We start from the raw sequence: 22,588 nt of genomic DNA, 5'->3' as shown, positions 1-22,588 counted from the left end.
CCAGCCGTTTTTCTTTTCCCGTCAGGGACTTGAACGCGTTACTTCGACTTCTTCTTGCTGTCGACAGGTTTGGCCGCACCGACCGAGACACCGGCCTCGGCGGTCAGCATCAGAAACGTGAAGGTCTCTTCAAGGTACAACCGGACCGTGGTCGCCGTGTGGTCGAGGTAGCCGATCGAGACGTCCTGACCGATGTGCATCTCGTAGTCGCCGCCGCGCGTCGAGAGGACGCAGCCGCCATCGATGGCCGGCGCCCAGATGATCTCGCCGCTCACGATATGTCCGATGTGCTCGAGAATCGGATAGCCCTGATCGTTCGCCTCGGTCACGGCGGTGTAGGCATCGGCGCCAAGCAGCACGCTGTACGGACCGTCCACGCCTTCCAGACGCAGTTGCTCCAGCGCCTTGGCGATCACGGCCGGATAGTCGGCGATGCTCGCTGGCAGCGGCAACACCGGATTCGAGGTGCCCTCGCGCACCCCCGTAATGTGGGCTGCCTTGTAGCCATCAAAAATCGCGCGATCTTCCGCATAGGCCAGCTTGATGGCCGCGTCTTTGGCGGGTTGCCAGTCGGAATCGTTCGCGCCGCGCTCGACATCGTCGATGGCTTCGCGCGAGAGTTCGAACGGCACGCGCAGCGCCACGAGCGGCATCACTTCGCGCTGACGCGCGCCCACGCCGTCGAGCGGCGCGTCGATGGCTTTCTGATGACCAGTGCCGACGCCCGCGAGCGCCAGACCGCCCGGTCCCTTGACGTCGACCACACGACGGCCGGCGACCGTGCGCTTGAACGTGCGGGCCACCTCTTCTTCGATTTGCGCCCAGGCGGCGTTCGAAATGGGGGCCAATTCGCGATGCAGGTTATTCATGCCTGAGAAACTCCTTTGAGCGATCCGATTTGCAACGAGCCCGCCGCCGGGGCGGCGCTCGATGGGGTGAGAGACGATACCGTGACATCGACAACCGGCGTGGCCGTCGAGGTCACATCGATCAGGGTCTTGATCGCCGTCGATTCGGCGGCGGCCGCCGACGGGGCCTCGCGTTCGGCGAGCGCTTCGAGCAGCGGTGCCGAAGGCACGAAGAACAGCCCGCCGGTCACGGCGTTGCTGAAGTCGAGCAGACGATCGTAATTGCCGGGCGGACGCCCCACGAACATGTTCTCGAGCATCTGCTCGATAGGCGCCGGGGAACGGGCGTACCCGATGAAGTAGGTGCCGAACTCGGCCGAACCGGGGCGGCCGAACGGCATGTTGTCACGCAGGATCTTGATTTCCTTGCCGTCTTCCTCGAGCGTGGTCAGCGCGCTGTGCGACCAGCTAGGCTTCACGCCTTCGTCGAGCTCGACGTCGGAGAGCTTGGTGCGGCCGATGATGCGCTCCTGCGCCTCGACCGGCAGCGCGTTCCAGCCCGTCATGTCGTGCAGGTACTTCTGCACGAGCACGTAGCTGCCGCCTTCGAACTCGGGGTCTTCGTCGCCCATCACCGTGAACTCGAGCGCTTCCTCGCCCTCGGGGTTCTCGGTGCCATCGACAAAGCCGACCATGCTGCGCATGTCGAAATAGCGGAAGCCGTGGACTTCATCGACGACGCTCACGGCATCGCCCAGCTTGCCCAGCATGAGCGTCGCGAGATCGAAGCACAGATCCATCTGTTCGGCGCGGATGTGCAACAGCAGATCGCCGGGCGTGGCCGGGGCATGACGCTTGCCCGAGCCGAATTCACGGAACGGATGCAGCTCGGCCGGACGCGGGTCGCCGAACAGGCGATCCCAGGCGTTGTCGCCGAAGCCAACCACACACGACAAATTGCCGGACGGCACGCGCTTGCCGACCGAGCGGACATAGGCGGCAGCATCGGCACACCAGCCCCGCACGCGCGCGTGGGCCGCTTCGTCATCACGCACGGTGGCAACGAGAAAGATGGCGCTGCGGGTAACGGTGCCGGAGACGGGCTGAGGTTCTGGAGGAGACGTCGGACGTTCGGTCATTGCTTTCCTGCGTGGGACTGGGGTTCTCGGCGCCGTTGACCTCAGCCTCGGCGGGAACGGCAGGCCATCGGCTATCGGGCAGCGACTTTTGGTGTGCCAACTTTATAACGCAACACACCGTAATATGCCACTCCCATCGTCGTTCGGGCGAGCAAAGCCTTATGCGACAAGGCTTTGCAGCGAGCCCGGAAGTTTATGGCAGTTTTGCCATTTTGGCGCCATTTTGGCGTTGGGGGTGCGCCCCTACCATGGCGGCGTTCCTTCCGGTACCGGTACGGCGCGGCTGCGCGCGTGCCGGACGGTCCTTGTGCATACGCTTGCGACTGCGCCTGAGCGCGTCTGAACCATGTGGATTGTTAACGTTGCGCTCAAACGGCCATACACGTTCATTGTGATGGCTATTCTGATTCTGCTCGCCACGCCGCTCGCGCTCATGCGCACCCCGGTCGACGTGCTGCCGGAAATCAACATCCCGGTCATCAGCATCATCTGGACCTATAACGGCCTGTCGGCACAGGACATCGCCGACCGGATGATCTCCGGCAACGAACGCGGGCTGACGACAACCGTCAACAACATCGAGCATATCGAGTCGCAATCGTTGCCGGGTATCGGCATCATCAAGATCTTCCTCCAGCCCACAGCCAACATCCAGACGGCCATCGCTCAGGTCGTCGCGGTCGAGCAGGCGCAGGTCAAGCAGATGCCGCCGGGGGCCACACCGCCGCTCGTCATCAGCTACTCGGCCTCGTCGATCCCGGTCATGCAGCTCGGCCTGTCGAGCCCCAGCCTGTCGGAGCCGGCGCTCAACGATACGGCGCTCAACTTCCTGCGCCCGCAACTGGTCACGATTCCCGGTGCCGCCGTGCCCTATCCGTACGGCGGCAAGACACGGCTCATTTCGGTGGACATCGACACGCGCGCGTTGCTGGCCAAGGGACTGACGGCGCAGGACGTGGTCGCCGCCGTCAACGCCCAGAACCTCATTCTGCCGACCGGTACGGCGAAGATCGGCCCGCGTGAGTACACCGTCGACATGAACGGTTCGCCGCCGACGGTCGAAGGGTTGAACAACATTCCGGTGCGCACGGTCGGCGGCGCCACCACGTACTTGCGTGAAGTCGCCCATGTGCGCACGGGCTTCTCGCCGCAGACGAACATCGTGCGTCAGAACGGCCAGCGCGGCGTGCTGATGTCCATCATGAAGACGGGCGACGCGTCCACCCTGTCCGTGGTCGACTCGCTCAAAGCCCTGCTGCCCGAGGCGCGTGCCGCGCTGCCGCCGGATCTGCATATCTCGGCGCTGTTCGACCAGTCGGTCTTCGTGAAGGCTGCCGTGCAGGGCGTGATTCGCGAGGCGCTGATTGCGGCCGCACTCACGGCGGCCATGATCCTGCTGTTCCTCGGCAACTGGCGCAGCACTTGCATCATCGCCATCTCGATTCCGCTCTCGATTCTCTCGTCGCTGCTCGCCCTGCATGCGCTGGGCCAGACGATCAACATCATGACGCTGGGCGGGCTGGCGCTCGCTGTGGGGATTCTGGTCGACGATGCGACCGTGACTATCGAGAATATCGAGCGTCATCTGCACATGGGCACCCCGCTGCACCAGGCGATTCTCGACGGCGCCGGCGAAATTGCCGTGCCCGCGCTCGTCTCGACGCTGTGTATCTGTATCGTGTTCGTCCCGATGTTCTTCCTGACGGGCGTGGCGCGTTACCTGTTTGTGCCCCTCGCCGAAGCCGTGGTGTTCGCGATGCTGGCGTCGTACGTCCTGTCGCGCACGCTGGTCCCCACGCTCGCCATGCTGCTCATGGGGCACGCCCATCCGGTCGATCCGAATGCGAAGCCCGGGGCGTTCCGCCGTATCTACCTGCGCTTCGACGCGGGCTTCGAGCGCATGCGCGCCGCGTACATCGTCGTGCTCTCGATGCTGCTCGTGCGCCGGCGGGTCTTCGCCACGGGCTTCCTGGCGTTCTGCGTGCTGTCGATGGGACTGGTGTTCGCGCTGGGTGCGGACTTCTTCCCGACGGTGGACGCCGGCGATATTCGCATGCACATGCGCGCACCTACCGGTACCCGCATCGAGGAAACGGCGCGTCTGGCCGATGAAGTCGAGAAGGTGGTGCGCGAGGTCGTGCCCGCCAACGAGCTCGAGACGATTCTCGACAACCTGGGCTTGCCCTACAGCGGCATCAACCTGTCGTATAGCAACGCCGGCACCATCGGCACGCTCGACGGCGAGATCCAGATCGCGCTAACCCCGGATCATCGGCCGAGCGCGAACTACATCGACAAGCTGCGCGCCGTGCTGCCGCAGCGCTTCCCCGGCGTGGAGTTCTTCTTCCAGCCAGCCGACATCGTCACGCAGATTCTCAATTTCGGCTTGCCTGCCGCCATCGACATTCAGATCAGCGGCAACCAGCAACTGGCGAATTTCGACGTCGCCGCGAAGCTGCTCAAACAGGTGCGTCAGGTGCCGGGCACGGTCGACACGCACATCCAGCAACGCGTAAACGCCCCGACGCTGCACCTGAACATGGACCGCACGCGCCTGCAGCAACTGAATCTGAACGCCAACGCCGTCGCCCAGAACGTACTGATCTCGCTCTCGGGCAGTTCGCAAACGTCGCCGGGCTTCTGGTTCAACAACCAGAACGGCGTGGAGTACAGCTTGTCGGTGCAATCGCCGCAGTACCGCATCAGTTCCATCGACGACCTGTTGCGCCTGCCGGTGGCGGGCACCGCCAATAACGGTCAGCCCCAGTTGCTCGCCAACTTCGTGAAGGTCGAGCCGAAGCAACAGTTCGCCGTGGTAAGCCACTACAACATTCGCCCGGTGACCGACATCTTCGTCAGCGTGGAGGGCCGGGATCTGGGCAGCGTGGCGGGCGATATCGACAAGCTCGTCGCGCAAGCCCGCAAGGACCTGCCGCGCGGCAGCCAGATCACCGTGCGCGGTCAGGTCAGCACGATGCAAAGCTCGTACCTCGGGCTGGGCGTGGGCGTGGCAATGGCCATCGTGCTCGTCTACTTGCTGATCGTGGTGAACTTCCAGTCGTGGGTCGACCCGCTCATTATCGTGAGCGCCCTGCCGGCCGCACTCGCGGGCATTGTCTGGATGCTTTTCCTCTCCGGTACACGACTGTCGGTGCCGGCACTCACGGGGGCCATCATGACGATGGGGGTTGCCACGGCCAACAGTATTCTCGTGGTGGCATTTGCGCGGCAGCGCATGGAAGCGGGTATGGCGCCGCTCAGGGCCGCCCTCGAAGCCGGTGCGAGCCGCATTCGGCCGGTGCTGATGACGGCGCTCGCGATGATTATCGGCATGGTGCCGATGGCGCTGGGACTGGGGGAAGGGGCCGAGCAGAACGCGCCGCTGGGCCGTGCAGTGATCGGTGGACTCCTGTTCGCCACGGTCTCGACGCTGTTCTTCGTGCCGCTGGTCTTTGCCGGCATCCACACGCGGCTCGTGCAAAGCAAGGCACAGCGGCCGGCTTCCCCCCTACCAGATACGAAGATTTGACGGGTTGAACGACATGACCGAGAAACATCACGCCGAACTGGCCATTCCCGAGCACGATCCTGCCGATGGCCGGCAATTGCCCCCGCGTCGCGGCGAATTCCGGCGCGCCAAGATTGTGTTGATCGTGGTCGCCGTGCTGTTGGCGGCAGGCGCGGCGCGCACCACCATTTCCAACGCGCTGCAACGCCGCGAAGTTGCCAGCGTGACGGCAGAGAACGCCAGGCAGTACGTGAGCGTCGTGACGCCGCAAGCGACCGAGGCGAGCGAAACGCTGCTGCCCGCCACGTTGCGCGGCGCTGTCGAATCACCCATTTATGCGCGCGCGACCGGCTATCTGCTGCACCGATACGTGGACATCGGCGCCCGCGTGAAGCAAGGCCAGTTGCTGGCCGATCTCGATACGCCGGAAATCGATCAGGAACTCGCACAAGCCGTTGCCCAGCGCAACCAGATCAGCGCCAGTCTCGGACTTGCGAAATCGTCGTTGGCGCGCTGGCAACAACTCCGTCAGCGCGATGCCGTCTCCCAGCAAGAACTCGATGAGCGTCAGAGCACTTACACGCAGGGCACCGCCAATCTGGCCGCGGCCGACGCCAACGTCAAACGGCTGCAGCAACTCGAGTCGTTCAAGCGCATCGTCGCGCCCTTCGACGGTGTGATTACCCAGCGCAATGTCGATGTCGGCGACCTGATCGATGCGGGCAGCGGCAACAGCCGCGCGCTGTTCTCGCTGGCGCAGACCGATCCGCTGCGCGTGTACGTTCAGGTGCCGCAGGCTTACGCGCAAGGCGTGGCCGTGGGCCAGCCTGTCGTGGTGACGCAGGCCGAGCTGCCAGGCGAGTCCTTCCAGGGCAAGATCACGCATGTGTCCGGCGCGATCGATGTGGCGACCCGCTCGCTGCAAATCGAAGCTGCCTTGCCGAATCCCGACGGTAAGCTGCGCCCCGGCGCCTATGTGCAACTCGCGCTGCCCGGTGCCGTACAGGCGCATCTGAGCGTACCTTCCAACGCCCTGCTGTTCCGCGCCGAAGGCCCGCGCGTGGCGGTCGTGGACAATCAGGGCGTCGTTCATCTGCATAAGATCGTGATCGCGCAGGATCTCGGGCAGGCCCTGGAACTGGCCGATGGGGTGGCGGCGACGGACCGCGTGATCGTCAATCCGAGCGATTCCATCGACGACGGGGACCACGTGCAAGCCAAGGCGCTCGAGGTCAAAGGCGGCGCCAAGGCGGGCGGCAAGCCGCACGGAGCACAATCGTGAACGCGCCCGTGCGCAGCGCGCGGCTCGGCGCGGCGTGGCTCGCCGTCACCGCGCTGCTCGGCGCCTGCGCCGTCGGCCCCGACTATCACCGCCCCGAGGTCTCAACCCCGCCCGACTGGAAAACCGACGGTTACTGGCGGCTCGCGCAACCGTCGCACGCACCGTTGCAGCCCGATTGGTGGAAGGGGTTCCAGGAGCCAATACTCGACGCGCTGGAGACACAGGCACTCGCGCAGAACCAGACGCTCGCCGCCGCCGTGGCCCATTACGATCAGGCGCAGGCGACGTTGTCCGGCATCTCGGCCCAACGGCTTCCGGAAGTCGATGCGTCTTTCGGTCTGGCCCGCCAGCGAATCTCGGCAAACCGGCCGGTCACGAGCTACTCGTCGAGCAGCATGTCCACCGTGCAGAACAACGTGCAGGCCGGCCTCGGCGTGAGCTACGACACCGATCTGTTCGGCCGTATCCGCCGTCAGGTCGAAGGCGCACGCGCCTCCGCCGAACAGGCGGGCGACGATCTGACCAACGCGCGTCTGGTGCTCACCACGCAACTCGCCGCCGCTTACTTCCAATTGCGCGCACTCGATGCCGAGATCAAGGTGCTCGACGAATCGGTCGCCCTGCAACAGAAGGCACTCGACTACGTGAGCGCGCAGCACGATCTCGGGGCCGTCTCGGGGCTGGACGTTCTCCAGCAGCAATCGGAACTCGACACCACGCGGGTGCAGGCGCGCCTGCTGCATCAGCAACGCGACCAATACGAGCATGCGATCGCTGCGCTCGTCGGGGTGCCCGCCCCGGCGTTCTCGGTGCCGGCCGGGGCGCTGCCGGGAACGCTGCCGCCGATTCCGCTCGGCGTGCCGAGCGACATCCTGCAACGCCGTCCGGACGTGGCATCGGCCGAGCGCGGCATGGCAGCGGCGAATGCGCAGATCGGGGTGGCGAAGGCGGCATTCTTCCCCAGCCTGACGCTCAACCCCGGCATTGGCTGGCAAAGCACGGAGTTCGCCAACCTGCTGTCTGCCCCGAGTCTGCTGTGGACCGTGGGCACACTCGCTACGCAAGCGATCTTCGATGGCGGACGCCGTCAGGCCGGGGTCGACTTCGCCAGTGCGGGATACCGTGCCGTCGAGGCGAACTACCGCCAGACCGTGCTCACCGCGTTCCAGCAGGTGCAGGATGGCGTGGCCGGTCTGTCGGTGCTCGACGCCGCCGCGCGTGAATCGCATGCGGCTGTCGTCGACGCCCAACGACTCCTGAGTCTGGCCAACGATCGCTATTCGGGGGGTCTCACGGCGTATCTGAGCGTCATTACAGCCCAGCAAGGGTTGCTGGCGAGCGAGCGTCAGGACGTTCAGATCCGCGGCCAGCAACTGGTCTTATCGGTCGCCTTGGTCAAGGCTCTGGGCGGCGGCTGGCTACCGTCATCGGACACATCCTCTGACTCGTATAATGCGCAAAGATGAGGTGGCGACATGAAAGTACTGATCGTTGAAGACGAACACAAAGTGGTGGACTATCTGCGCTCCGGGCTGACCGAGCAAGGCTGGGTGGTCGACGTCGCGCTCGATGGCGAGGAAGGCACGCATCTGGCGCTGGAGTTCGACTACGACGTGATCGTGCTCGATGTCATGCTGCCCAAGCGCGACGGCTTCGCCGTGCTCGGCTCGCTGCGCGAGCGCAAGTCGACGCCGGTCATCATGCTCACGGCACGCGATCATGTGAACGATCGCGTGCGCGGCCTGCGCGAAGGTGCGGACGACTATCTGACCAAACCCTTCTCGTTTATCGAACTGGTGGAGCGCCTGCACGCCCTCGCCCGCCGCACGCGCGCGCAAGAATCGACACTGATTTCGATCGGCGGCCTGTACGTCGACCTGATCGGCCGTCGGGCCACACGCGACGGCCAGCGGCTCGACCTGACCGCCAAGGAATTCCAGTTACTGTCGGTACTCGCCCGCCGCCAGGGCGACATTCTGTCGAAGACGGCCATCACCGAACTGGTCTGGGACGTCAATTTCGACAGCCACACGAACGTGGTGGAGACGGCCATCAAGCGGCTGCGCGCCAAGCTCGACGGACCGTTCCAGACCAAGCTGCTACATACGGTACGAGGCATGGGCTATGTGCTGGAGGTGCGCGAGGCCTGAGCGCCGCGCGCGGCTTCAGGAAAGCGTCGTCATGAAACACTCGATCTCCCGCCGCCTTGCCGCCATGTTCGCCGTCGTGGCGCTGTCGGTGTTCGCGCTGGTGGGCGCGGCCCTTTTCCTGATGCTGCGCGTGCAACTGGAGCGGCATCTGCGCGAATCGCTCGACGACCGTGCGCAGATCGCTCACATCATCGTCTATCACGGCGGCACGCCCGAGAAGTGGCAGATTGTCCGCGAAAAGCTCAGTGACATGACGCCGCGCGACGGCACCACGACCTACGCCGTGACCAGCGACGATCCGAAATACACGTTCGGCACGCCAGTGAGCGGCATGTTCGTCAAACGTCTGTCGAACGGTTACGTGCGGTTACGGCCTGACGGCGGCGGTGACGATATGCTGACCACGCGTGAAATCCTGCCGCCCTATGGCTCGCGTCCGGCAGTTACCCTGCAAGTTGCCGCCAGTTATGCGCCGAACGAACGCACGCTGCGCGCCTTCGGTCTGGGCCTCGCGGCACTCTCCGCCCTCGGCAGTCTGGGCGTGCTGCTGCTCAGCTATTCCGTCACGCGCCTGGGGCTCGCACCGCTCACGCGTCTCACACGCGAAGCCTCCGAAATCAGTCCGGACAATCGTTCACAACGGCTCGATACCCGTTCACTGCCCGTCGAACTCGACGATCTGGCCCACTCGTTCAATGGCGCGCTGGCTCGCCTTGACCGCGCGTATGAACGTCTGGAGTCGTTCAATGCCGACGTTGCGCATGAACTGCGCACACCGGTGACCATCCTGATCGGGCAGACAGAAGTGGCGCTCACGCGTGACCGGCCAGTCGAGGATTTGCGCGTGCTGCTGCAATCGAATCTGGAAGAGCTGGGCCGCATGCGCACGATCATCAACGACATGCTGTTCCTGTCACGCGCCGATCAAGGCGAACGCGCGACCGGGCTCACTGCGGTTTCGCTCGCCGCCGAAGCCGCGCATACGCTGGAGTTTCTGGAGATTCCGCTGGAAGAAGCACAGGTCACGGCCCGTCTGCACGGCAGCGCCGTAGCGCATGTGAACAAGGCGTTGTTCGGGCGCGCGCTGGCCAATCTGGTGATGAACGCCATCGAGCATTGCGCGTCGCACGCCCATATCGACGTGCGGATCTCTCCCAGAACTGATGACCCTCGCCAAGTGAGCATCGACGTCACCAACCCTGGCGCGCCGATTCCGCCCGATGTGCTGCGGCATCTGTTCGATCGCTTTTACCGGGCAGAGCCGTCGCGTACCAACAGCCGCGAGAATCACGGATTGGGGTTGGCCATCGTCAAGGCGATTGCCGAAATGCACGGGGGCAACGTCTGGGCGCGCAGCGAAGGCGGGTTCAACACCTTCGGTTTCTCGGTGTCCACCGGCCACGAAACCGGTACACCTGTCTTCGAGGCCGAGCCGTCTCACCACCGTGACGGCACAACAGCGCCGTCTTCCCTCGCACGTCAGACGCCGTGACGGCCCTGAGTGCCCATGTGCGACATGGCATTGGGTGCGAAGACCGTCAGCGTCTCACCGAGCGCCTCGCGCGCATAAGCCGCCGCCGCCGTCATCTGCGCAAGTCGCGCACGTAACGCCAGATTCTCGCGCTCGAGATGTTGCACACGCCGCATGGCGTCTGCCACATCGGTCACGGCGTCGCCGGCGGTGTTGTCACCATCGGGCATGGCACCGAGCAGTGTCATGGCGCGCGCCAGATTCTGCTCGAGCTTCTGCGCCCAGACGGATTGAGCGCCCGGCAGCGATGATCCAAACGTCGGGACGGCCGGCACTTCATAAGCCGCTCGGGCACGCACGATGGCCTTCTGCACCGTTCCGGCACTGGGGCGACGCGTTACGCCGGCCTGCGCCACAAAGCGCAGGTAGGTCTGCGCGCCATAAATGCGATGCGCAGCTTTCCACGCGTCTGCGAGAAAAGCGTCGAGAAAGGCGGGATTGTCGTGAGGATGTGCCGCATCGGCATCACGCGCGGCGGCGAGCAAGGCAGCATAGGTTGCATCGTCGAACTTCAAGGCGGAACGTGCCATGGCGATCTCCGGGCGCTTGCCGTATCGAGGAGGGGCTGTGCGTGCCGGCCGGCCTTCACTGGCGAGATCGGCAACGCAACGGTCAAAGGGACTGCGCACGCACCGTGCGCAGGCAGTCCCCAGGCACGACGTCAGGGCTTCGGGGCCGGCGCAGGAACCGGCGGCACCCACTTGCGCTTGGCATCGGGGGCTTGCGTGACGGCGACGGCAATCGCCTCGGTATAGTTCACCGTGACGGCATCGCCCACCTTCACACCTTCCAGCAACTTCGGATCTTCGACCGCGACATCGACCGTTCGGTGCGGGCCGCGCAGCGTCACGACATTCGACTGGCGATCGATTCGTTGAACGGTTGCCACCAGCTTCAGATTTCGAGCGGCGTCGGCTGCGGGGAGCTGCCCGGGGGCTGCGCGATCAGCGCCTTGCGTCACGACGCTGCTGCGAATGCCGTCACCCGGCGCAACGGAAATGGCGACGGAACGCTGATATGCCAGGATCACCTTGTCGCCCTTGCGCATTTGCGCAAAGTTCTGCACCTCCGGCCCGACCACGAAGGTCACCGGTTTGCCCTGGTCATCGGCCACCTGAATGGTACGGTTCTTGGCGTCGACGGCGAGAATCGTCGTACGGAATTCGATAACGCCCCCCCTGACGATCGGCGCCGGGCGCGCCGCATCCTGAGCATGCACCACCGTCCCAAGCGACAACAGGCCGGCCAGAATCATGGCTTGCGTAATCTTCATGGTGAATCCCTTTGTTATCGACGAATGCGATTCCCGCACCGGGATCGCAATTTAGTTAATTGTCCGAATAAAAACAGCCGGATTAATCAAACCTCGTACAAACCCGAATGTTTCGAGTGAATAGTAACAAAATAATTCTGAGCCGCAATGTAATTTTGATTTGCATGCCAAATATCAGGAATGTCACGCGAAATTCAAATGGCTCGCGCGCTTCCTCGCAACAGCGCTGGAAGCGCTTATATATCGTGAAACAGCGCATCGTCTTTTGATGCAGATCAACCTTCCCTGCGGTTCAAAATTGAAATACGCAAAGTTCCGGCATCGAAAAGATACAAGTTGTTACAAAATTACCCATGAAATTCAAGTATTTCTTAATCCGTTCGGATGATGTCTTTACGACTCGACGATTTGTATTCCGAATCACTAATCCGAACGAGAACTGGCCGTGCCCCGATGACGCCAGCCGTTCGCGCCGGCGGCGCCGGTCAGGTGCGCTTGTGGACGAGGCGGCGAGAACGTTATCCTTGCCCCATGAACCGTCGCATTCTCATCGCTCCCGAAGACGTCGAACTCACCGCCATGCGTGCGCAAGGCGCCGGTGGCCAGAACGTCAACAAAGTCTCCAGCGCCATCCATCTCCGCTTTGACGTGATGCGCTCGTCATTACCTGACGACGTCAAGTTCCGCCTGCTCTCCCGGTTGGACCAACGCATCACCCAGGACGGCGTCATCGTTATCAAGGCGCAGCAGCATCGGTCTCAGGAACTCAACCGGGCCGATGCGCTTGCGCGTCTACAGGCGCTGGTCGATGCCGCCGCCGTCCCGCCCCGCCGCCGCGTGCCGACCCGACCCACCCTCGGCAGCCAGATCCGCCGCCGGGATGCCAAGCAGGGTCGCTCCCGCGTCAAAGCGTCACGAGGTAAGATTCACGCCAGCTGGGATGATTAATGCCAACAATCATTAGCATTAATCGATAAAAGCTAATTTTTATTAGCTTTTCATGGAAAATTTGCGCTGAGATGCTAAGATAAAGCATCATTTCCCTACAAAAGCGCATCACTATGAGCTTCATGGAAACATTGGTGGCGGCCCGCAAGGATGCCGCCATGACGCAAGCGGAACTGGCCGATCGGGCCGGACTATCGCGCATGACCGTACAAAAGATGGAATCCGGCCTGCTCGACCCGCGCATGTCGACCGTGCTGGAAATGGCTCGCGCCCTCGGACTCGAGCCCATGCTCGTGCCAGCCAGCTTGCGGCAGGAAGTCGAAGCGTTCCTTCGCTCGGGCGGCAAATACCTCGCACAGCCCAGCGGCGTTTCCGCCCCGCCGTCCATTGTCGAGACGCTCGCCCTCGCCCGCTAGCCCGCCCCGGCCCCGAATCTCTGCCCATGAACATCAAATATCTGCGCGCGTATCTGCACATGCCCGACGGGACGCGTCGCGCCATCGGCTACCTGTCGCAATATGGTGACATCCTGCGCATGTCGTTCGACGACAACTACATCGCCGACGCCCGGCGGCCGACGCTCTCGCTCGCCTATCGGGGCGCCAACGAGACGGCGACGCGGGAGATTCTCGCGTCGCCGCAAGATGCGCGTCTCGTGCGCACGGATGGCCGCTGGCCGGTGTTTTTCGAGAACCTGTTGCCCGAAGGTCATAACCGCGAACGCCTCGCCGCAGAGCGCCGCTGCAGCCCGGACGACGAGTTCGAGCTGCTCGCCGCGGCCGGTCACGATCTGATGGGTGCGCTCGAAGTCGAACCCGTGCCTGCGCGCGAAGGGGTTCCGGATGTCGTCCACCGCTGGCACACGGCCCTTGGCCTCGAAATGGTCGAGCCGGGTTTCGTCGACACGCCGGTGGAAGATGCCGCGTCGCTGCCCGGTGTGGTGACAAAGTTCTCCGCGGTTCGAGATGGGCGACGCTACATCGTCAAGCGTCAGGGGCGCGCGGGCTCGGTCATTCTCAAGCTGCCAACGACGCGTCACCCGGATCTCGTTGAGAACGAGTTCACAGGCTATCGGCTGTGCGAAGCCCTCGATCTGGATTGCGCAAAGGCTGAAATCATCTCGCGACGCGACGCCGACTTGCCGGAACAGGTGCCGTTCGAACACATCCTCGCCGTACCTCGCTTCGACCGGCTGCCCGACGGACGCCGCGTGCACATGGAGGAATTCGCACAGGTGCTGCAATACCCGCCGCGCAGCAAGTACGGGCGCGGGCTCGATATCGACTACACGACGATGTTGAGGGTGCTCGATCAACTGTCGGGTGAGCCGGTGCGAGACGTGCGCGAGTTCCTGCGCCGTCTGATCGCCTTCATCCTGCTCGGCAATACCGACGCGCATCTCAAAAACTGGGCCCTGACCTATCCCGACGCCCACACGCCACAACTGGCCCCGGTGTACGACCCCGTGTGCGTTGCCGCCTTCTTCCTCGACGTGCCCGAATCCCACTACGGGGTCAACCGGGCCATCGACAAAACGTTACGGGCCTTCGACTGGCATGCCCTCGAAGGGCTGCTCAGGAGCGCCGGGCTCCTTCGCGTCAGCCGGTTGACGAGCATCGCGCGGGAAACCGTGCGTGAGGCGCAGGCCAAATGGCCCTCGCTCCTCGAAGACGCCCCGAACGCCGTGCGCGCCACCGTGCTCGAGCGCCTGAACGGCGGCGTCGCCCTCACCGCCTGAGTTCCCCTCGCCGCCAACGCGGATCGCGCAGCACAAAAATATTACCCGGGTAATATTGCAATTCAAATAACACCCGGGTAATATTCGCCGGTACCGATATTTTCCTATCGCCATCGGAGTCTGCCGTGCCCGCCAATTCCCTCGGATATACCGTCTTCCGTAACATGCGTCGCATCGCGTCGGGCTCGCTCGCCGACGCGGCCATTGCCTATCAGCAGGCGATGATTGCCGATCCGCACGCCTCGGTACTGATCTTCGACGACCTGAACGGAGACACGCGCGACGTTGACGTGCGCGGCTCGGCTGCCGACATTCGGGCGCGATATCCAGCACCTGCCGCCACCGTCGTTGCCGGCTCGTCCGATGCGCCCCCCGTCAAAGGACGGGGCCGTCCCAAGCTCGGCGTTGTGGCACGCGAAGTCACGCTATTGCCACGTCACTGGGATTGGCTGGCGGAACAGCCCGGGGGCGCATCCGTCGTCTTGCGCAAGCTGGTCGACGAGGCGCGCCGCAAGCATGCCGGACGAGACCTGCTGCGTCGCGCGCAGGAGCGGGCTTACCGCTTCATGTCAACCATCGCAGGCGATTTGCCTGAGTTCGAAGAAGCTTCACGTGCGCTCTTTGCCCATGACCTCGACGCGTTGGGCAAACGAATCGCCGGTTGGCCCGAGGATGTTCGCGTGCATCTGCTGCATCTCGCATCCACGGACAACCTGGTCGACGGCGCCGTATGAAGCTGTATGAAACCGCATTAGGCGGCGTAAGGCCGCGTCAGGCCGCATAAGGCCAAGCAGACCACGGGCGCGCTACGCGCCCTGACCTCCTGATTTCACAGCTCGCCGGGCGGACCGCCGCACCGGACGGGCACCGCTTTGCCTGTCGTTTTTGCGCCTTCCCGTTCATGACTTGACCAAGGAAACACCATGACGCAACGAAAATCCGCGCCATCAGCGCCGCCACCCCCGCTCTGGCGGGCATGGCTCATGATCGCCATACCCATGATGCTGACCAACGCCCTCCAGTCCATTGCAGGCACAGCCGACGGTATCTACCTCGGCCATCTGCTCGGTACCCATGCCATCGCGGCGGTCTCCGCGTTCTTCCCCGTCTTCTTCTTTTTGCTCGCCGTCGTGATCGGCCTGTCCGCTGGCACCACGGTGATGATCGGTCAGGCGTGGGGCGCGCGGGATCTGATCCGGGTGAGAAATATCGCGGGCACCGCTCTCGTGATGGTGTTCGCAGCAAGTGCTGTCATCAGCGTGCTCGGTGGCCTGTTTGCCGCACCGCTCATGCGCGCCCTCGGCACGCCGCAGAGCGTGTTCGACGCGGCGACCCTGAATGCGCGCTGGATGCTTGCCGGCATGCCGATCGTGTTCCTGCTCTGGCTGACGACATCCATGAGTCGCGGCACGGGCGACGCCGTTTCACCGCTATTCACGTTATTGATCGCGACGTCGCTTTCGCTGGGCCTCACACCGGCGTTCATCTTCGGCTGGGGACCGTTCCCCCGGCTCGGCGTGGCCAGCGCCGCCGCCTCGACACTGCTCGCGTCCAGCATTGCGTTGGGGTGGATGGCGGCGTACTGGCGTCGTAAAGGGCACCCGCTCGCGCCCGATCAAGGCTTGTGGCATGCCGTTCGCTGGAATCCGGCACTGGCACGGGGCATTCTGCGCATCGGTGTGCCGGCAGCCATGCAGATGTTCACCATGGCCATCGCCGAAATGGCACTGCTCGGCATGGTCAATCGCCACGGTGCAAGCGCCACGGCGGCCTACGGCGCTGTCACGCAAGTGATGAGCTGGCTGCAGCTTCCGGTGATGACGCTAGGTATCACGGCATCGATTCTGTGTGCCCACGCCATTGGCGCGGGCCGAAGCGAACGCATTGGCGCCATCGTACGTACCGGCTTTCTCTGCAACCTGGGATTGACCGGCAGTCTGATCGTCCTGGTCTGTCTGACAGCCCCAACGATCATGCGCGGGTTTCTCACCGACCCGGCGGTGCTGGCCCTTGCCACGCACCTGCTCTATGTTGTCGCCTGGAGCGCAGTACTGATGGGGATGACGGCGATCATGGCCGGCGCCATGCGCGCGAGCGGAAAGGTGTGGGTACCGACGCTGCTGGGCGTTATCGGACTGCTGGGAATCGAAGTGCCCGCGGCATGGGTCTTCGAGCGGATCGCCGGACTCACCGGTATCTGGTGGGCGTATCCGCTCGCGTTCGTCGCCATGCTGGTGATGCAGGGCCTGTGTTACCGGGCCTTCCGGCGGGCGTCGTGCCGCGCCCAGAAGAACATCACCATGCCTGCGCAAGACAGCAGAACGCCGACCCAACCGGTCGACGTCCAGCCGTAACCCGCAGAAATCGCCACGCCGCCGAGCCACGCACCAGCGGCGTTGGCCATGTTGAACGCCGAATGGTTAAGCGCCGCCGCCAGCGTCTGGGCCTCCCCCGCCACGTCCATCAGACGGATCTGCAACGCCGGGCCGATGATGATGATGGTGCCGATGGCAAGCACATTGATACCTGCCAGCCACGGGCTCGACGACGTGAACGTGAACGCGCCGAGCAGAAACGCCGACCAGATGAGCGTACCGCCGATGGCACGCATGAGCGACGCGGCGGCTACCAGACGCGGACCGACGATCGTACCCGCCACCATGCCGACACCAAACAGCGCGAGGTAGAACGGCACCCAGGTTTCCGGGACACCCGCGACTTGCATGAGCGTCGGCTTGATATAGCTGAACACCGCGAACATGCCGCCAAAGCCGATGGCACCGATACCCAGCGTGAGCCACACCTGCGAGTTACGCAGCGCGTTCAGCTCGCGCAACGGACTCGCCCCATGAGGTGCCGGTGCATTCGGCACCCAGCGCCAGACCATCACGGTCGTGATCGCGCCGATGATGCCCACGAGCACAAACGCAGCGCGCCAGCCGAGCCACTGGCCCAGACCTGCGGCCAACGGCACACCGAAGAGCGTGGCGAGCGTCAGGCCCAGCATGACTTGTCCCACGGCGTGCACACGGCGATGCGGCGGCACGAGCGACGCCCCTACCAGCGCCGCGACACCGAAATAGGTGCCGTGTGGCAGACCGCTTAGAAAACGGAGCACGACCAGCGCGATGTAGTTCGGGGCAAGCGCGCTCGCCAGATTACCGACGGCAAACATCGCCATGAGGGCAATCAGGAATGCGCGACGCGGCAAACGCACGCCGAGCACAGCGAGCAACGGCGCGCCGATCACGACGCCCAGCGCATAGGTGCTGATCGCATGGCCGGCTTGCGGAATGGTGATGTTCAACCCGTGCGCGACATCGGGCAGCAACCCCATGATGACGAATTCGCCGGTTCCGATACCGAAGCCGCCCATGGCAAGCGCCACGAACGAGAGCCAGACGGGGATGGACGACTGAGGCAAGGCTTCGGCAGCCTCAGCGGGCAGGATTTGGGGGGCACTCATCGGGATTCGGTCATGACAGCCGGTGCGGGACTGGAGAGGCTGTCCGCAACGGCAAAGGAAACGGCATCGGGCGCTGCACATGTTGCCGATGGCGAACTCTCAAGGCAACCCCGTTCAAGGATGCCGATTTTACGCCAACGCAATAACTTCTGCAGTGCGAGCGCCGCAACGCAACATCACTAAAACTTCACAAGTGCGTACAGATTCCGGCGGCATGCCAATTTTCACCTTGCGCTGCAATATGCCGCCAGGACCCACGTCGACAAGGCGGCCGCGCCTCATCCGCAGACCCACAAAAAAACCGGCCCAGTGAGGGGCCGGTAATCTACGATTGCGCTCTGGTTGCGGGAACCGGCGGCAATCGTACTGGGGGTCAGCGTTGAGTGGCGTCTTTCCCGCGCGCGGCTAGCATCGCCTTCGCATCCGCGCCGCTCCCAGAACGGTCGATCAGTGGCGAGATGTTTTTGCGTGCCACTGGCCAGACTTTTCATCCTTTTCGTAGGTTGTCTTCACGGCGGCCCAGGCCACTTTGTGTGCCACCTCGTCACGCGATTCGTGACCACGCCGCTCGCCGGGATCGCGGTACTCGTCCCAAGCGGCGTTGAACGCCTTGAGATAGATCTCCTGCGCATGTGCCGGCAAGTGATCCTTGACGCTTGCCGGCAGATCCTGCGTCTGGCGATAAGGCATGGCGGTATCTCCTTGCACACGGCCCCCGGCGTAAAGCGGGGCCAAGCGGGGCCAAGCGGGGCCGTTCGTTGAGCTTCGGTGACGCGGGCGGTTTCGCGATCGGGCAACGCACCGCCCGCCAGCGTCAGATGTGCCCCATGAGCACCAGTATCAGTACGATCACCACTATGAGACCAATGCCACCGGACGGGTAGTAGCCCCACCCTCGGCTATGCGGCCACGCGGGTATCGCACCGATCAACAGCAAAATCAAAACAATCAACAAGATGGTGCCAAGCATGACTCTCCTCCCTTGCCGATTCGATCACAGACAGTTCGTGCGCTACCGAACCGTCACTCCCCGCACACCGCGACGTCCGGCGGCAACATATTTACCGGGAGGGCGAAGCGGCGGCTCTCCCACTGGTGGATCCAGCGGCCTGTCGGGCGGCGGCATCGGCGTCGGCTCGTCCTCGTCAGGGGGCGACTTCGGCGGCGGTGTCCCCGGCGGCTTGCCCGGGTCGTAAGGCTCAGGCAAATGCGCGTGCAGGCGCGGGGACCGCGTCGGCCGGCAGATTTCGATTGGGCTCGGCATGAGCAGATTCTCGTCAGGCTCAATGCCAGTACGGGTCGACGGTGTAATACGTATGCACCTGCTCGGCCCAATGCAGGTCGGCCATACTCGGCCAGTGATCCTTGTCGAAGCCCGGCGCCTTCTTGAGCGCTTCCTTGTCGATATCAAGAATGAAGCGCTTGTTTTCGACGTCGAGCTGCAACGCGTGCCACGGAATGGCGAACAGCTTGTCACCCATGCCGAGAAAGCCGCCGAACGACAGTACGGCATACGCCACCGTGCCGCGCTGCACGTCGAGCATGATGTGCTTGACCTTGCCAAGGCTCTCGCCGGCAAGATTCACGACATCTTCGGCGTCGAGCGTGTCAGCCGCCATGACCGACGGCCCCGGGCCATCGGGCAGTTTGTGGGAGGCGCCTACGATGCGGGCGCCTGGTTGGGCCATCGGGCCCCGACCTGTTTGCACAGTCATGATTGACTCCTTCGTCCAATGATGTCGAGGCGCGCGAATACGCGCCGTCGACGTGGCGAAATCCGAGTTACTTCATTACCTTGATGTCGTCCTTGACGTCGACCACGCCGTCAACACCCTTGACCGTGTCCACGACGAGAGTCCGCTGCGCCGTCTGCGGTACCGAGCCAGTCAGATGCACGACGCCGTGACGCGTGGTCACGTGGACCTTGGTCGACGGTACATCCTTCTTGGCGAGCAATTCGGCCTTGACCTTCGCGGTAAGCGCCGAATCATCGATCTTGCGGCCGGTATCGCTCATGACACCGCTGGCGCCTGAGTTATCGGCGATCTTGATCATCCCGCCCTGATCGAGAGCGTGGGCGGCGATGCCCGTCGTAGCGAGTGCACCGGCCATGATGAGCTTGAGCAGATTCGATTGTTTCATTGTTGACCTCCCGAAAATTAGTCGTCGCATCGGTGGCATTGCTGCCTTGGGCGTCACCTCCTGCACGGTGGACGTGCGGCACCCAGCGACGACCGAGTGGTTGGTGATACATCTCCTCGCCCGGAGATGCCCGGTCTTGCCTTGTTACCGGCCCCGGAGTGCGCGTCTTTCGGTGGTTTCGAAAACACGCCCCAGGTGCCCGGATGTCCTGTACTGCGATGTCACCTGTCAGATCTTGTGCCCTTCCTGACTCTCGCCCGGCCGGCTCATCGCCTTCTCGCGACGCTCGTGCAACTGGTTGTCCACACCGCGCACGCCGGGGACTTTCGAGACCACCGTCTGCACCACATGCTGCATCCAGCGCTCAGGCACATGGCCCGTGAGCAACACCAATCCCGACGTGACCGTGACATCGACGTGCGACACCTCGAGGTCGCGCGCTTCGGACAACGCCTTGCGAACGTCGTCGCGCACCTTCGTATCGGCAGGCGACGGACCACGCGAGCCGGCGTGCACGGTGGCACTTGCCGTGTGCACATCACTAACAGCAGACTGACGGGCTTCATGCGGCGGCACATCGCCAGCGCGCTCCGATGCCGAGGGTTGCGCACCGGTCGTCTCGGCATCACCGTCCTCGTGCGTCAGCGCGTGCTGCTCGTACTGGGTCCCTTCGTCCGCCGTCTTGTCCTCAGACGACTTCCGCGTTGGGGGGATACGCTTCGTCATGACAACCTCCTCGACTGCCGTCCGTGCTGTCGTAACCGGCACCGGACTTGTTGAAATCGATTGTAGATAGCCGGATTCATCCGGCGAATCGGCGAAATCCGAAAGATGTGTAGGCGGACGCTGGCAAACGATACTGCGCGGCAGCGACGTTGATTTTCAGAGAAAATATTTTCACTAAAAATCAATAGCTTGAGAGACAAATTAAAAGCAATTCGGGAAGATAAAAAGCGGCATCCACACGAGAAATGCGTACAGATGCCGGCAGTGGCATCGGACAATTCCTACGAATTACCCATTGGGCCCGCATCGTCCTGCGATGCGACGAAGACCCGGTTGCGGCCGGCTTCCTTCGCCTGATAGAGCGCTTCGTCGGCGGACTTGACGAGAACGTCGACGGATTCCTTTGCCTGCGGCGTGCGACACGCAACGCCGATACTCACCGTGACATGTCCAAAATCGCTCGACGCATGCTCGAGGTTCAGCCGGTCCACGGACAGACGAATTTCCTCGGAGACCTTCTGCGCCCCCAAGGCGTCGGTATCCGGCATGACGGCGATGAACTCTTCACCACCGTAACGCCCTGCGGTGTCGGAGGGGCGTTGCAGCGCCGCCCCGATCGCACCGGCCACGGCGGCGAGCGCAGCGTCACCCGCCTGGTGCCCGTGCGAGTCGTTGTAGCGCTTGAACCAATCGATATCGATGAACGCCACGGCCATCGCGCGGCCCGCGCGACGCATGCGCCGCCACTCACTCGCGAGAATATTGTCGAGCGAACGGCGATTCGATAGCCCAGTAAGCCCGTCGGTACGCGCCAGCAACCGCAACTCCCGTTCCGCGCGCAACCGTCGTCTCAATTGGGCCGCCAGAAGCAACGAGGCGCCGATGAAACCGGCATTGAGCAGCAGAAACAGGCCGCCGAACTCGACCGCACGCTTGCGCCATGGCGCAAGTGCCTCTTCGCTCGAGATCACAACGATCAACGTGAGCGGCACATTGCTCAGAAACCGGCGCGACATCAGGCTGTCGCGGCCGAGGAATCGGATAGGAAAGATGCGCCGGTCGTCACGTCCGCCCGGCAGCGCCTCATAGCGCCCCGTCTGCGCCATCGTGCGCCCGATCACGCTCGGGTCATAAGGCTTGCGCATCAGAATGGCGCCGTCCTTGCCCAGCAGCAGGATCACCCCCTGCTTCCCCACCTCGATGTGATCGAACAGATCGCGGAAGTACTCGATATCCACCGACAATGACACGACGCCCCCAAACAAACCGTCTGGGCGCGTGATCCGTCGGCTGAGCACCATGGTCGGGGCATTGTCGCGCAAGCGTGACTCAATGAATCCGCTGATGAACAGCCCGGCATGCGGGTCGTCGCGGTGAACTTTGAAGTAATCGCGATCCGAGAAATTGAAGTTACGGGGCGTCTCGCTGGCGGCGTCGATCGCGATTTCGCCGTTCGCATCGAGAACGACCAGCGATCCGATGTGGCGAGACGCCCCCGCCCGCTCAAAGATCAGCTCACGGCGCAGCGCAGGAGGAAGCGCTTCGACATCTGCACGCGCGAGCAGCGTCACCACGGCGTCGAGCGAGGCTTCGTAAAGCTGGAAATTCAGTTCCAGATCGCGCTCCATTACCTCGGCAATGTTGCGCTGGTTGTCGGCCGCACGGGCGAGCACCAGCAAGCGCCCCTCGTAAAGCAATGCCACGGCCACCGCCATGACCATCACGGAGATCCCTACGCCACTCCACACAATTAATATCGGCGTTCGGACGACCCAGTGCATAGCCTTGCTGGCCGCCAGTGCGACATGTGCTCGCAACCGATGAATCGGCATACGCC

21 protein-coding genes are annotated in these 22,588 nt (G+C 63.5%); 10 read left to right on the top strand and 11 right to left on the bottom strand.

Going from position 1 to position 22,588, the window contains the following annotated elements:
- Nucleotides 1-38: 38 nt before the first annotated feature.
- Both PBR20603_RS04870 and PBR20603_RS04865 read right to left on the bottom strand, forming a co-directional pair.
- Nucleotides 39-869: a family 1 encapsulin nanocompartment shell protein gene (locus PBR20603_RS04870; RefSeq protein WP_150558435.1), complete on the bottom strand. Its 831-nt coding sequence runs from the start codon at nt 867-869 to the stop codon at nt 39-41.
- Nucleotides 866-1,987 (bottom strand): Dyp-type peroxidase, encoded by a 1,122-nt coding sequence (locus tag PBR20603_RS04865; RefSeq protein ID WP_150558434.1) that lies wholly within the window; start codon nt 1,985-1,987, stop codon nt 866-868. The genes PBR20603_RS04870 and PBR20603_RS04865 overlap by 4 nt, the downstream gene beginning before the upstream one ends.
- A 346-nt stretch (nt 1,988-2,333) precedes the next feature.
- Between PBR20603_RS04865 and PBR20603_RS04860 the strand changes: the two genes are divergently transcribed.
- From PBR20603_RS04860 to PBR20603_RS04840, 5 genes are read left to right on the top strand one after another with little or no spacing between them, the layout of a single operon-like run.
- Nucleotides 2,334-5,516, top strand: coding sequence for an efflux RND transporter permease subunit (locus tag PBR20603_RS04860; protein WP_150558433.1), 3,183 nt, complete (start codon nt 2,334-2,336; stop codon nt 5,514-5,516).
- 13 nt (nt 5,517-5,529) lie between these two features.
- Nucleotides 5,530-6,777: an efflux RND transporter periplasmic adaptor subunit gene (locus PBR20603_RS04855; RefSeq protein ID WP_150558432.1), complete on the top strand. Its 1,248-nt coding sequence runs from the start codon at nt 5,530-5,532 to the stop codon at nt 6,775-6,777.
- On the top strand, nt 6,774-8,243 hold the full coding sequence (locus PBR20603_RS04850; RefSeq protein ID WP_246174402.1) for an efflux transporter outer membrane subunit: 1,470 nt from the start codon (nt 6,774-6,776) through the stop codon (nt 8,241-8,243). Before PBR20603_RS04855 ends, PBR20603_RS04850 begins: the two co-directional genes overlap by 4 nt.
- A 9-nt stretch (nt 8,244-8,252) precedes the next feature.
- Nucleotides 8,253-8,927: a heavy metal response regulator transcription factor gene (locus tag PBR20603_RS04845; protein WP_150558431.1), complete on the top strand. Its 675-nt coding sequence runs from the start codon at nt 8,253-8,255 to the stop codon at nt 8,925-8,927.
- 31 nt (nt 8,928-8,958) lie between these two features.
- Nucleotides 8,959-10,419 carry a heavy metal sensor histidine kinase gene (locus tag PBR20603_RS04840; RefSeq protein ID WP_150558430.1) on the top strand — a complete coding sequence of 487 codons (1,461 nt, stop codon included), beginning with the start codon at nt 8,959-8,961 and terminating at the stop codon, nt 10,417-10,419.
- Here the strand turns inward: PBR20603_RS04840 and PBR20603_RS04835 are convergent.
- Nucleotides 10,407-10,988, bottom strand: a complete 582-nt coding sequence (locus tag PBR20603_RS04835; protein ID WP_150558429.1) for a hypothetical protein — start codon at nt 10,986-10,988, stop codon at nt 10,407-10,409. The two genes, PBR20603_RS04840 and PBR20603_RS04835, sit on opposite strands and share 13 nt — an antisense overlap.
- Before the next feature lie 131 nt (nt 10,989-11,119).
- A complete protein-coding gene (locus PBR20603_RS04830) occupies nt 11,120-11,731 on the bottom strand; it encodes a hypothetical protein (RefSeq protein ID WP_150558428.1) in 612 nt (203 codons plus the stop codon).
- 531 nt (nt 11,732-12,262) lie between these two features.
- Between PBR20603_RS04830 and arfB the strand changes: the two genes are divergently transcribed.
- The 5 genes from arfB to PBR20603_RS04805 all read left to right on the top strand — a co-directional run bounded on the left by arfB (nt 12,263) and on the right by PBR20603_RS04805 (nt 16,771).
- Nucleotides 12,263-12,679 carry an alternative ribosome rescue aminoacyl-tRNA hydrolase ArfB gene (gene arfB, locus PBR20603_RS04825; protein WP_150558427.1) on the top strand — a complete coding sequence of 139 codons (417 nt, stop codon included), beginning with the start codon at nt 12,263-12,265 and terminating at the stop codon, nt 12,677-12,679.
- 113 nt (nt 12,680-12,792) lie between these two features.
- Entirely contained in the window at nt 12,793-13,095 is a 303-nt protein-coding gene (locus tag PBR20603_RS04820; RefSeq protein ID WP_150558426.1) for a helix-turn-helix transcriptional regulator, read from the top strand.
- Between the two features lie 26 nt (nt 13,096-13,121).
- A complete protein-coding gene (locus PBR20603_RS04815) occupies nt 13,122-14,417 on the top strand; it encodes a type II toxin-antitoxin system HipA family toxin (RefSeq protein WP_425495789.1) in 1,296 nt (431 codons plus the stop codon).
- 125 nt (nt 14,418-14,542) lie between these two features.
- Nucleotides 14,543-15,151, top strand: a complete 609-nt coding sequence (locus PBR20603_RS04810) for a DUF2239 family protein (protein WP_281355986.1) — start codon at nt 14,543-14,545, stop codon at nt 15,149-15,151.
- A 189-nt stretch (nt 15,152-15,340) separates the two neighbouring features.
- Nucleotides 15,341-16,771, top strand: coding sequence for an MATE family efflux transporter (locus tag PBR20603_RS04805; protein ID WP_217425941.1), 1,431 nt, complete (start codon nt 15,341-15,343; stop codon nt 16,769-16,771).
- Here PBR20603_RS04805 and PBR20603_RS04800 read toward each other — a convergent pair.
- The 7 genes from PBR20603_RS04800 to PBR20603_RS04770 form a co-directional block, all read right to left on the bottom strand.
- Entirely contained in the window at nt 16,669-17,883 is a 1,215-nt protein-coding gene (locus tag PBR20603_RS04800; RefSeq protein WP_150558424.1) for an MFS transporter, read from the bottom strand. The two genes, PBR20603_RS04805 and PBR20603_RS04800, sit on opposite strands and share 103 nt — an antisense overlap.
- Nucleotides 17,884-18,330: 447 nt before the next feature.
- The gene (locus tag PBR20603_RS04795) at nt 18,331-18,573 is read right to left on the bottom strand and encodes a ChaB family protein (protein WP_150558423.1); all 243 of its coding nucleotides are present in this window, start codon (nt 18,571-18,573) and stop codon (nt 18,331-18,333) included.
- Nucleotides 18,574-18,697: 124 nt separating this feature from the next.
- Nucleotides 18,698-18,853, bottom strand: a complete 156-nt coding sequence (locus PBR20603_RS04790; protein WP_150558422.1) for a DUF3309 family protein — start codon at nt 18,851-18,853, stop codon at nt 18,698-18,700.
- A gap of 313 nt (nt 18,854-19,166) precedes the next feature.
- On the bottom strand, nt 19,167-19,598 hold the full coding sequence (locus PBR20603_RS04785; protein ID WP_150558421.1) for a PRC-barrel domain-containing protein: 432 nt from the start codon (nt 19,596-19,598) through the stop codon (nt 19,167-19,169).
- A 67-nt stretch (nt 19,599-19,665) separates the two neighbouring features.
- Entirely contained in the window at nt 19,666-20,025 is a 360-nt protein-coding gene (locus tag PBR20603_RS04780) for a BON domain-containing protein (RefSeq protein ID WP_174977781.1), read from the bottom strand.
- A 228-nt stretch (nt 20,026-20,253) separates the two neighbouring features.
- The gene (locus tag PBR20603_RS04775; RefSeq protein WP_150558419.1) at nt 20,254-20,751 is read right to left on the bottom strand and encodes a BON domain-containing protein; all 498 of its coding nucleotides are present in this window, start codon (nt 20,749-20,751) and stop codon (nt 20,254-20,256) included.
- Nucleotides 20,752-21,032: 281 nt separating this feature from the next.
- Nucleotides 21,033-22,583 carry a diguanylate cyclase gene (locus tag PBR20603_RS04770; RefSeq protein ID WP_150558418.1) on the bottom strand — a complete coding sequence of 517 codons (1,551 nt, stop codon included), beginning with the start codon at nt 22,581-22,583 and terminating at the stop codon, nt 21,033-21,035.
- Between the last annotated feature and the right edge of the window lie 5 nt (nt 22,584-22,588).

The sequence above is a fragment of the Pandoraea bronchicola genome (genome assembly GCF_902459805.1).
GTDB classification, from domain to species: domain Bacteria; phylum Pseudomonadota; class Gammaproteobacteria; order Burkholderiales; family Burkholderiaceae; genus Pandoraea; species Pandoraea bronchicola.
This window is presented reverse-complemented; position numbering and strand designations above follow the sequence as displayed.

What these genes read in the sequence shown, in the direction of transcription:
- PBR20603_RS04870 (WP_150558435.1), bottom strand. Translation starts at nt 869, where the DNA reads ATGAATAACCTGCATCGCGAATTGGCCCCCATTTCGAACGCCGCCTGG.
- PBR20603_RS04865 (WP_150558434.1), bottom strand. Translation starts at nt 1,987, where the DNA reads ATGACCGAACGTCCGACGTCTCCTCCAGAACCTCAGCCCGTCTCCGGC.
- PBR20603_RS04860 (WP_150558433.1), top strand. Translation starts at nt 2,334, where the DNA reads ATGTGGATTGTTAACGTTGCGCTCAAACGGCCATACACGTTCATTGTG.
- PBR20603_RS04855 (WP_150558432.1), top strand. Translation starts at nt 5,530, where the DNA reads ATGACCGAGAAACATCACGCCGAACTGGCCATTCCCGAGCACGATCCT.
- PBR20603_RS04845 (WP_150558431.1), top strand. Translation starts at nt 8,253, where the DNA reads ATGAAAGTACTGATCGTTGAAGACGAACACAAAGTGGTGGACTATCTG.
- PBR20603_RS04840 (WP_150558430.1), top strand. Translation starts at nt 8,959, where the DNA reads ATGAAACACTCGATCTCCCGCCGCCTTGCCGCCATGTTCGCCGTCGTG.
- PBR20603_RS04835 (WP_150558429.1), bottom strand. Translation starts at nt 10,988, where the DNA reads ATGGCACGTTCCGCCTTGAAGTTCGACGATGCAACCTATGCTGCCTTG.
- PBR20603_RS04830 (WP_150558428.1), bottom strand. Translation starts at nt 11,731, where the DNA reads ATGAAGATTACGCAAGCCATGATTCTGGCCGGCCTGTTGTCGCTTGGG.
- arfB (WP_150558427.1), top strand. Translation starts at nt 12,263, where the DNA reads ATGAACCGTCGCATTCTCATCGCTCCCGAAGACGTCGAACTCACCGCC.
- PBR20603_RS04820 (WP_150558426.1), top strand. Translation starts at nt 12,793, where the DNA reads ATGAGCTTCATGGAAACATTGGTGGCGGCCCGCAAGGATGCCGCCATG.
- PBR20603_RS04815 (WP_425495789.1), top strand. Translation starts at nt 13,122, where the DNA reads ATGAACATCAAATATCTGCGCGCGTATCTGCACATGCCCGACGGGACG.
- PBR20603_RS04805 (WP_217425941.1), top strand. Translation starts at nt 15,341, where the DNA reads ATGACGCAACGAAAATCCGCGCCATCAGCGCCGCCACCCCCGCTCTGG.
- PBR20603_RS04800 (WP_150558424.1), bottom strand. Translation starts at nt 17,883, where the DNA reads ATGAGTGCCCCCCAAATCCTGCCCGCTGAGGCTGCCGAAGCCTTGCCT.
- PBR20603_RS04795 (WP_150558423.1), bottom strand. Translation starts at nt 18,573, where the DNA reads ATGCCTTATCGCCAGACGCAGGATCTGCCGGCAAGCGTCAAGGATCAC.
- PBR20603_RS04790 (WP_150558422.1), bottom strand. Translation starts at nt 18,853, where the DNA reads ATGCTTGGCACCATCTTGTTGATTGTTTTGATTTTGCTGTTGATCGGT.
- PBR20603_RS04785 (WP_150558421.1), bottom strand. Translation starts at nt 19,598, where the DNA reads ATGACTGTGCAAACAGGTCGGGGCCCGATGGCCCAACCAGGCGCCCGC.
- PBR20603_RS04780 (WP_174977781.1), bottom strand. Translation starts at nt 20,025, where the DNA reads ATGAAACAATCGAATCTGCTCAAGCTCATCATGGCCGGTGCACTCGCT.
- PBR20603_RS04775 (WP_150558419.1), bottom strand. Translation starts at nt 20,751, where the DNA reads ATGACGAAGCGTATCCCCCCAACGCGGAAGTCGTCTGAGGACAAGACG.
- PBR20603_RS04770 (WP_150558418.1), bottom strand. Translation starts at nt 22,583, where the DNA reads ATGCCGATTCATCGGTTGCGAGCACATGTCGCACTGGCGGCCAGCAAG.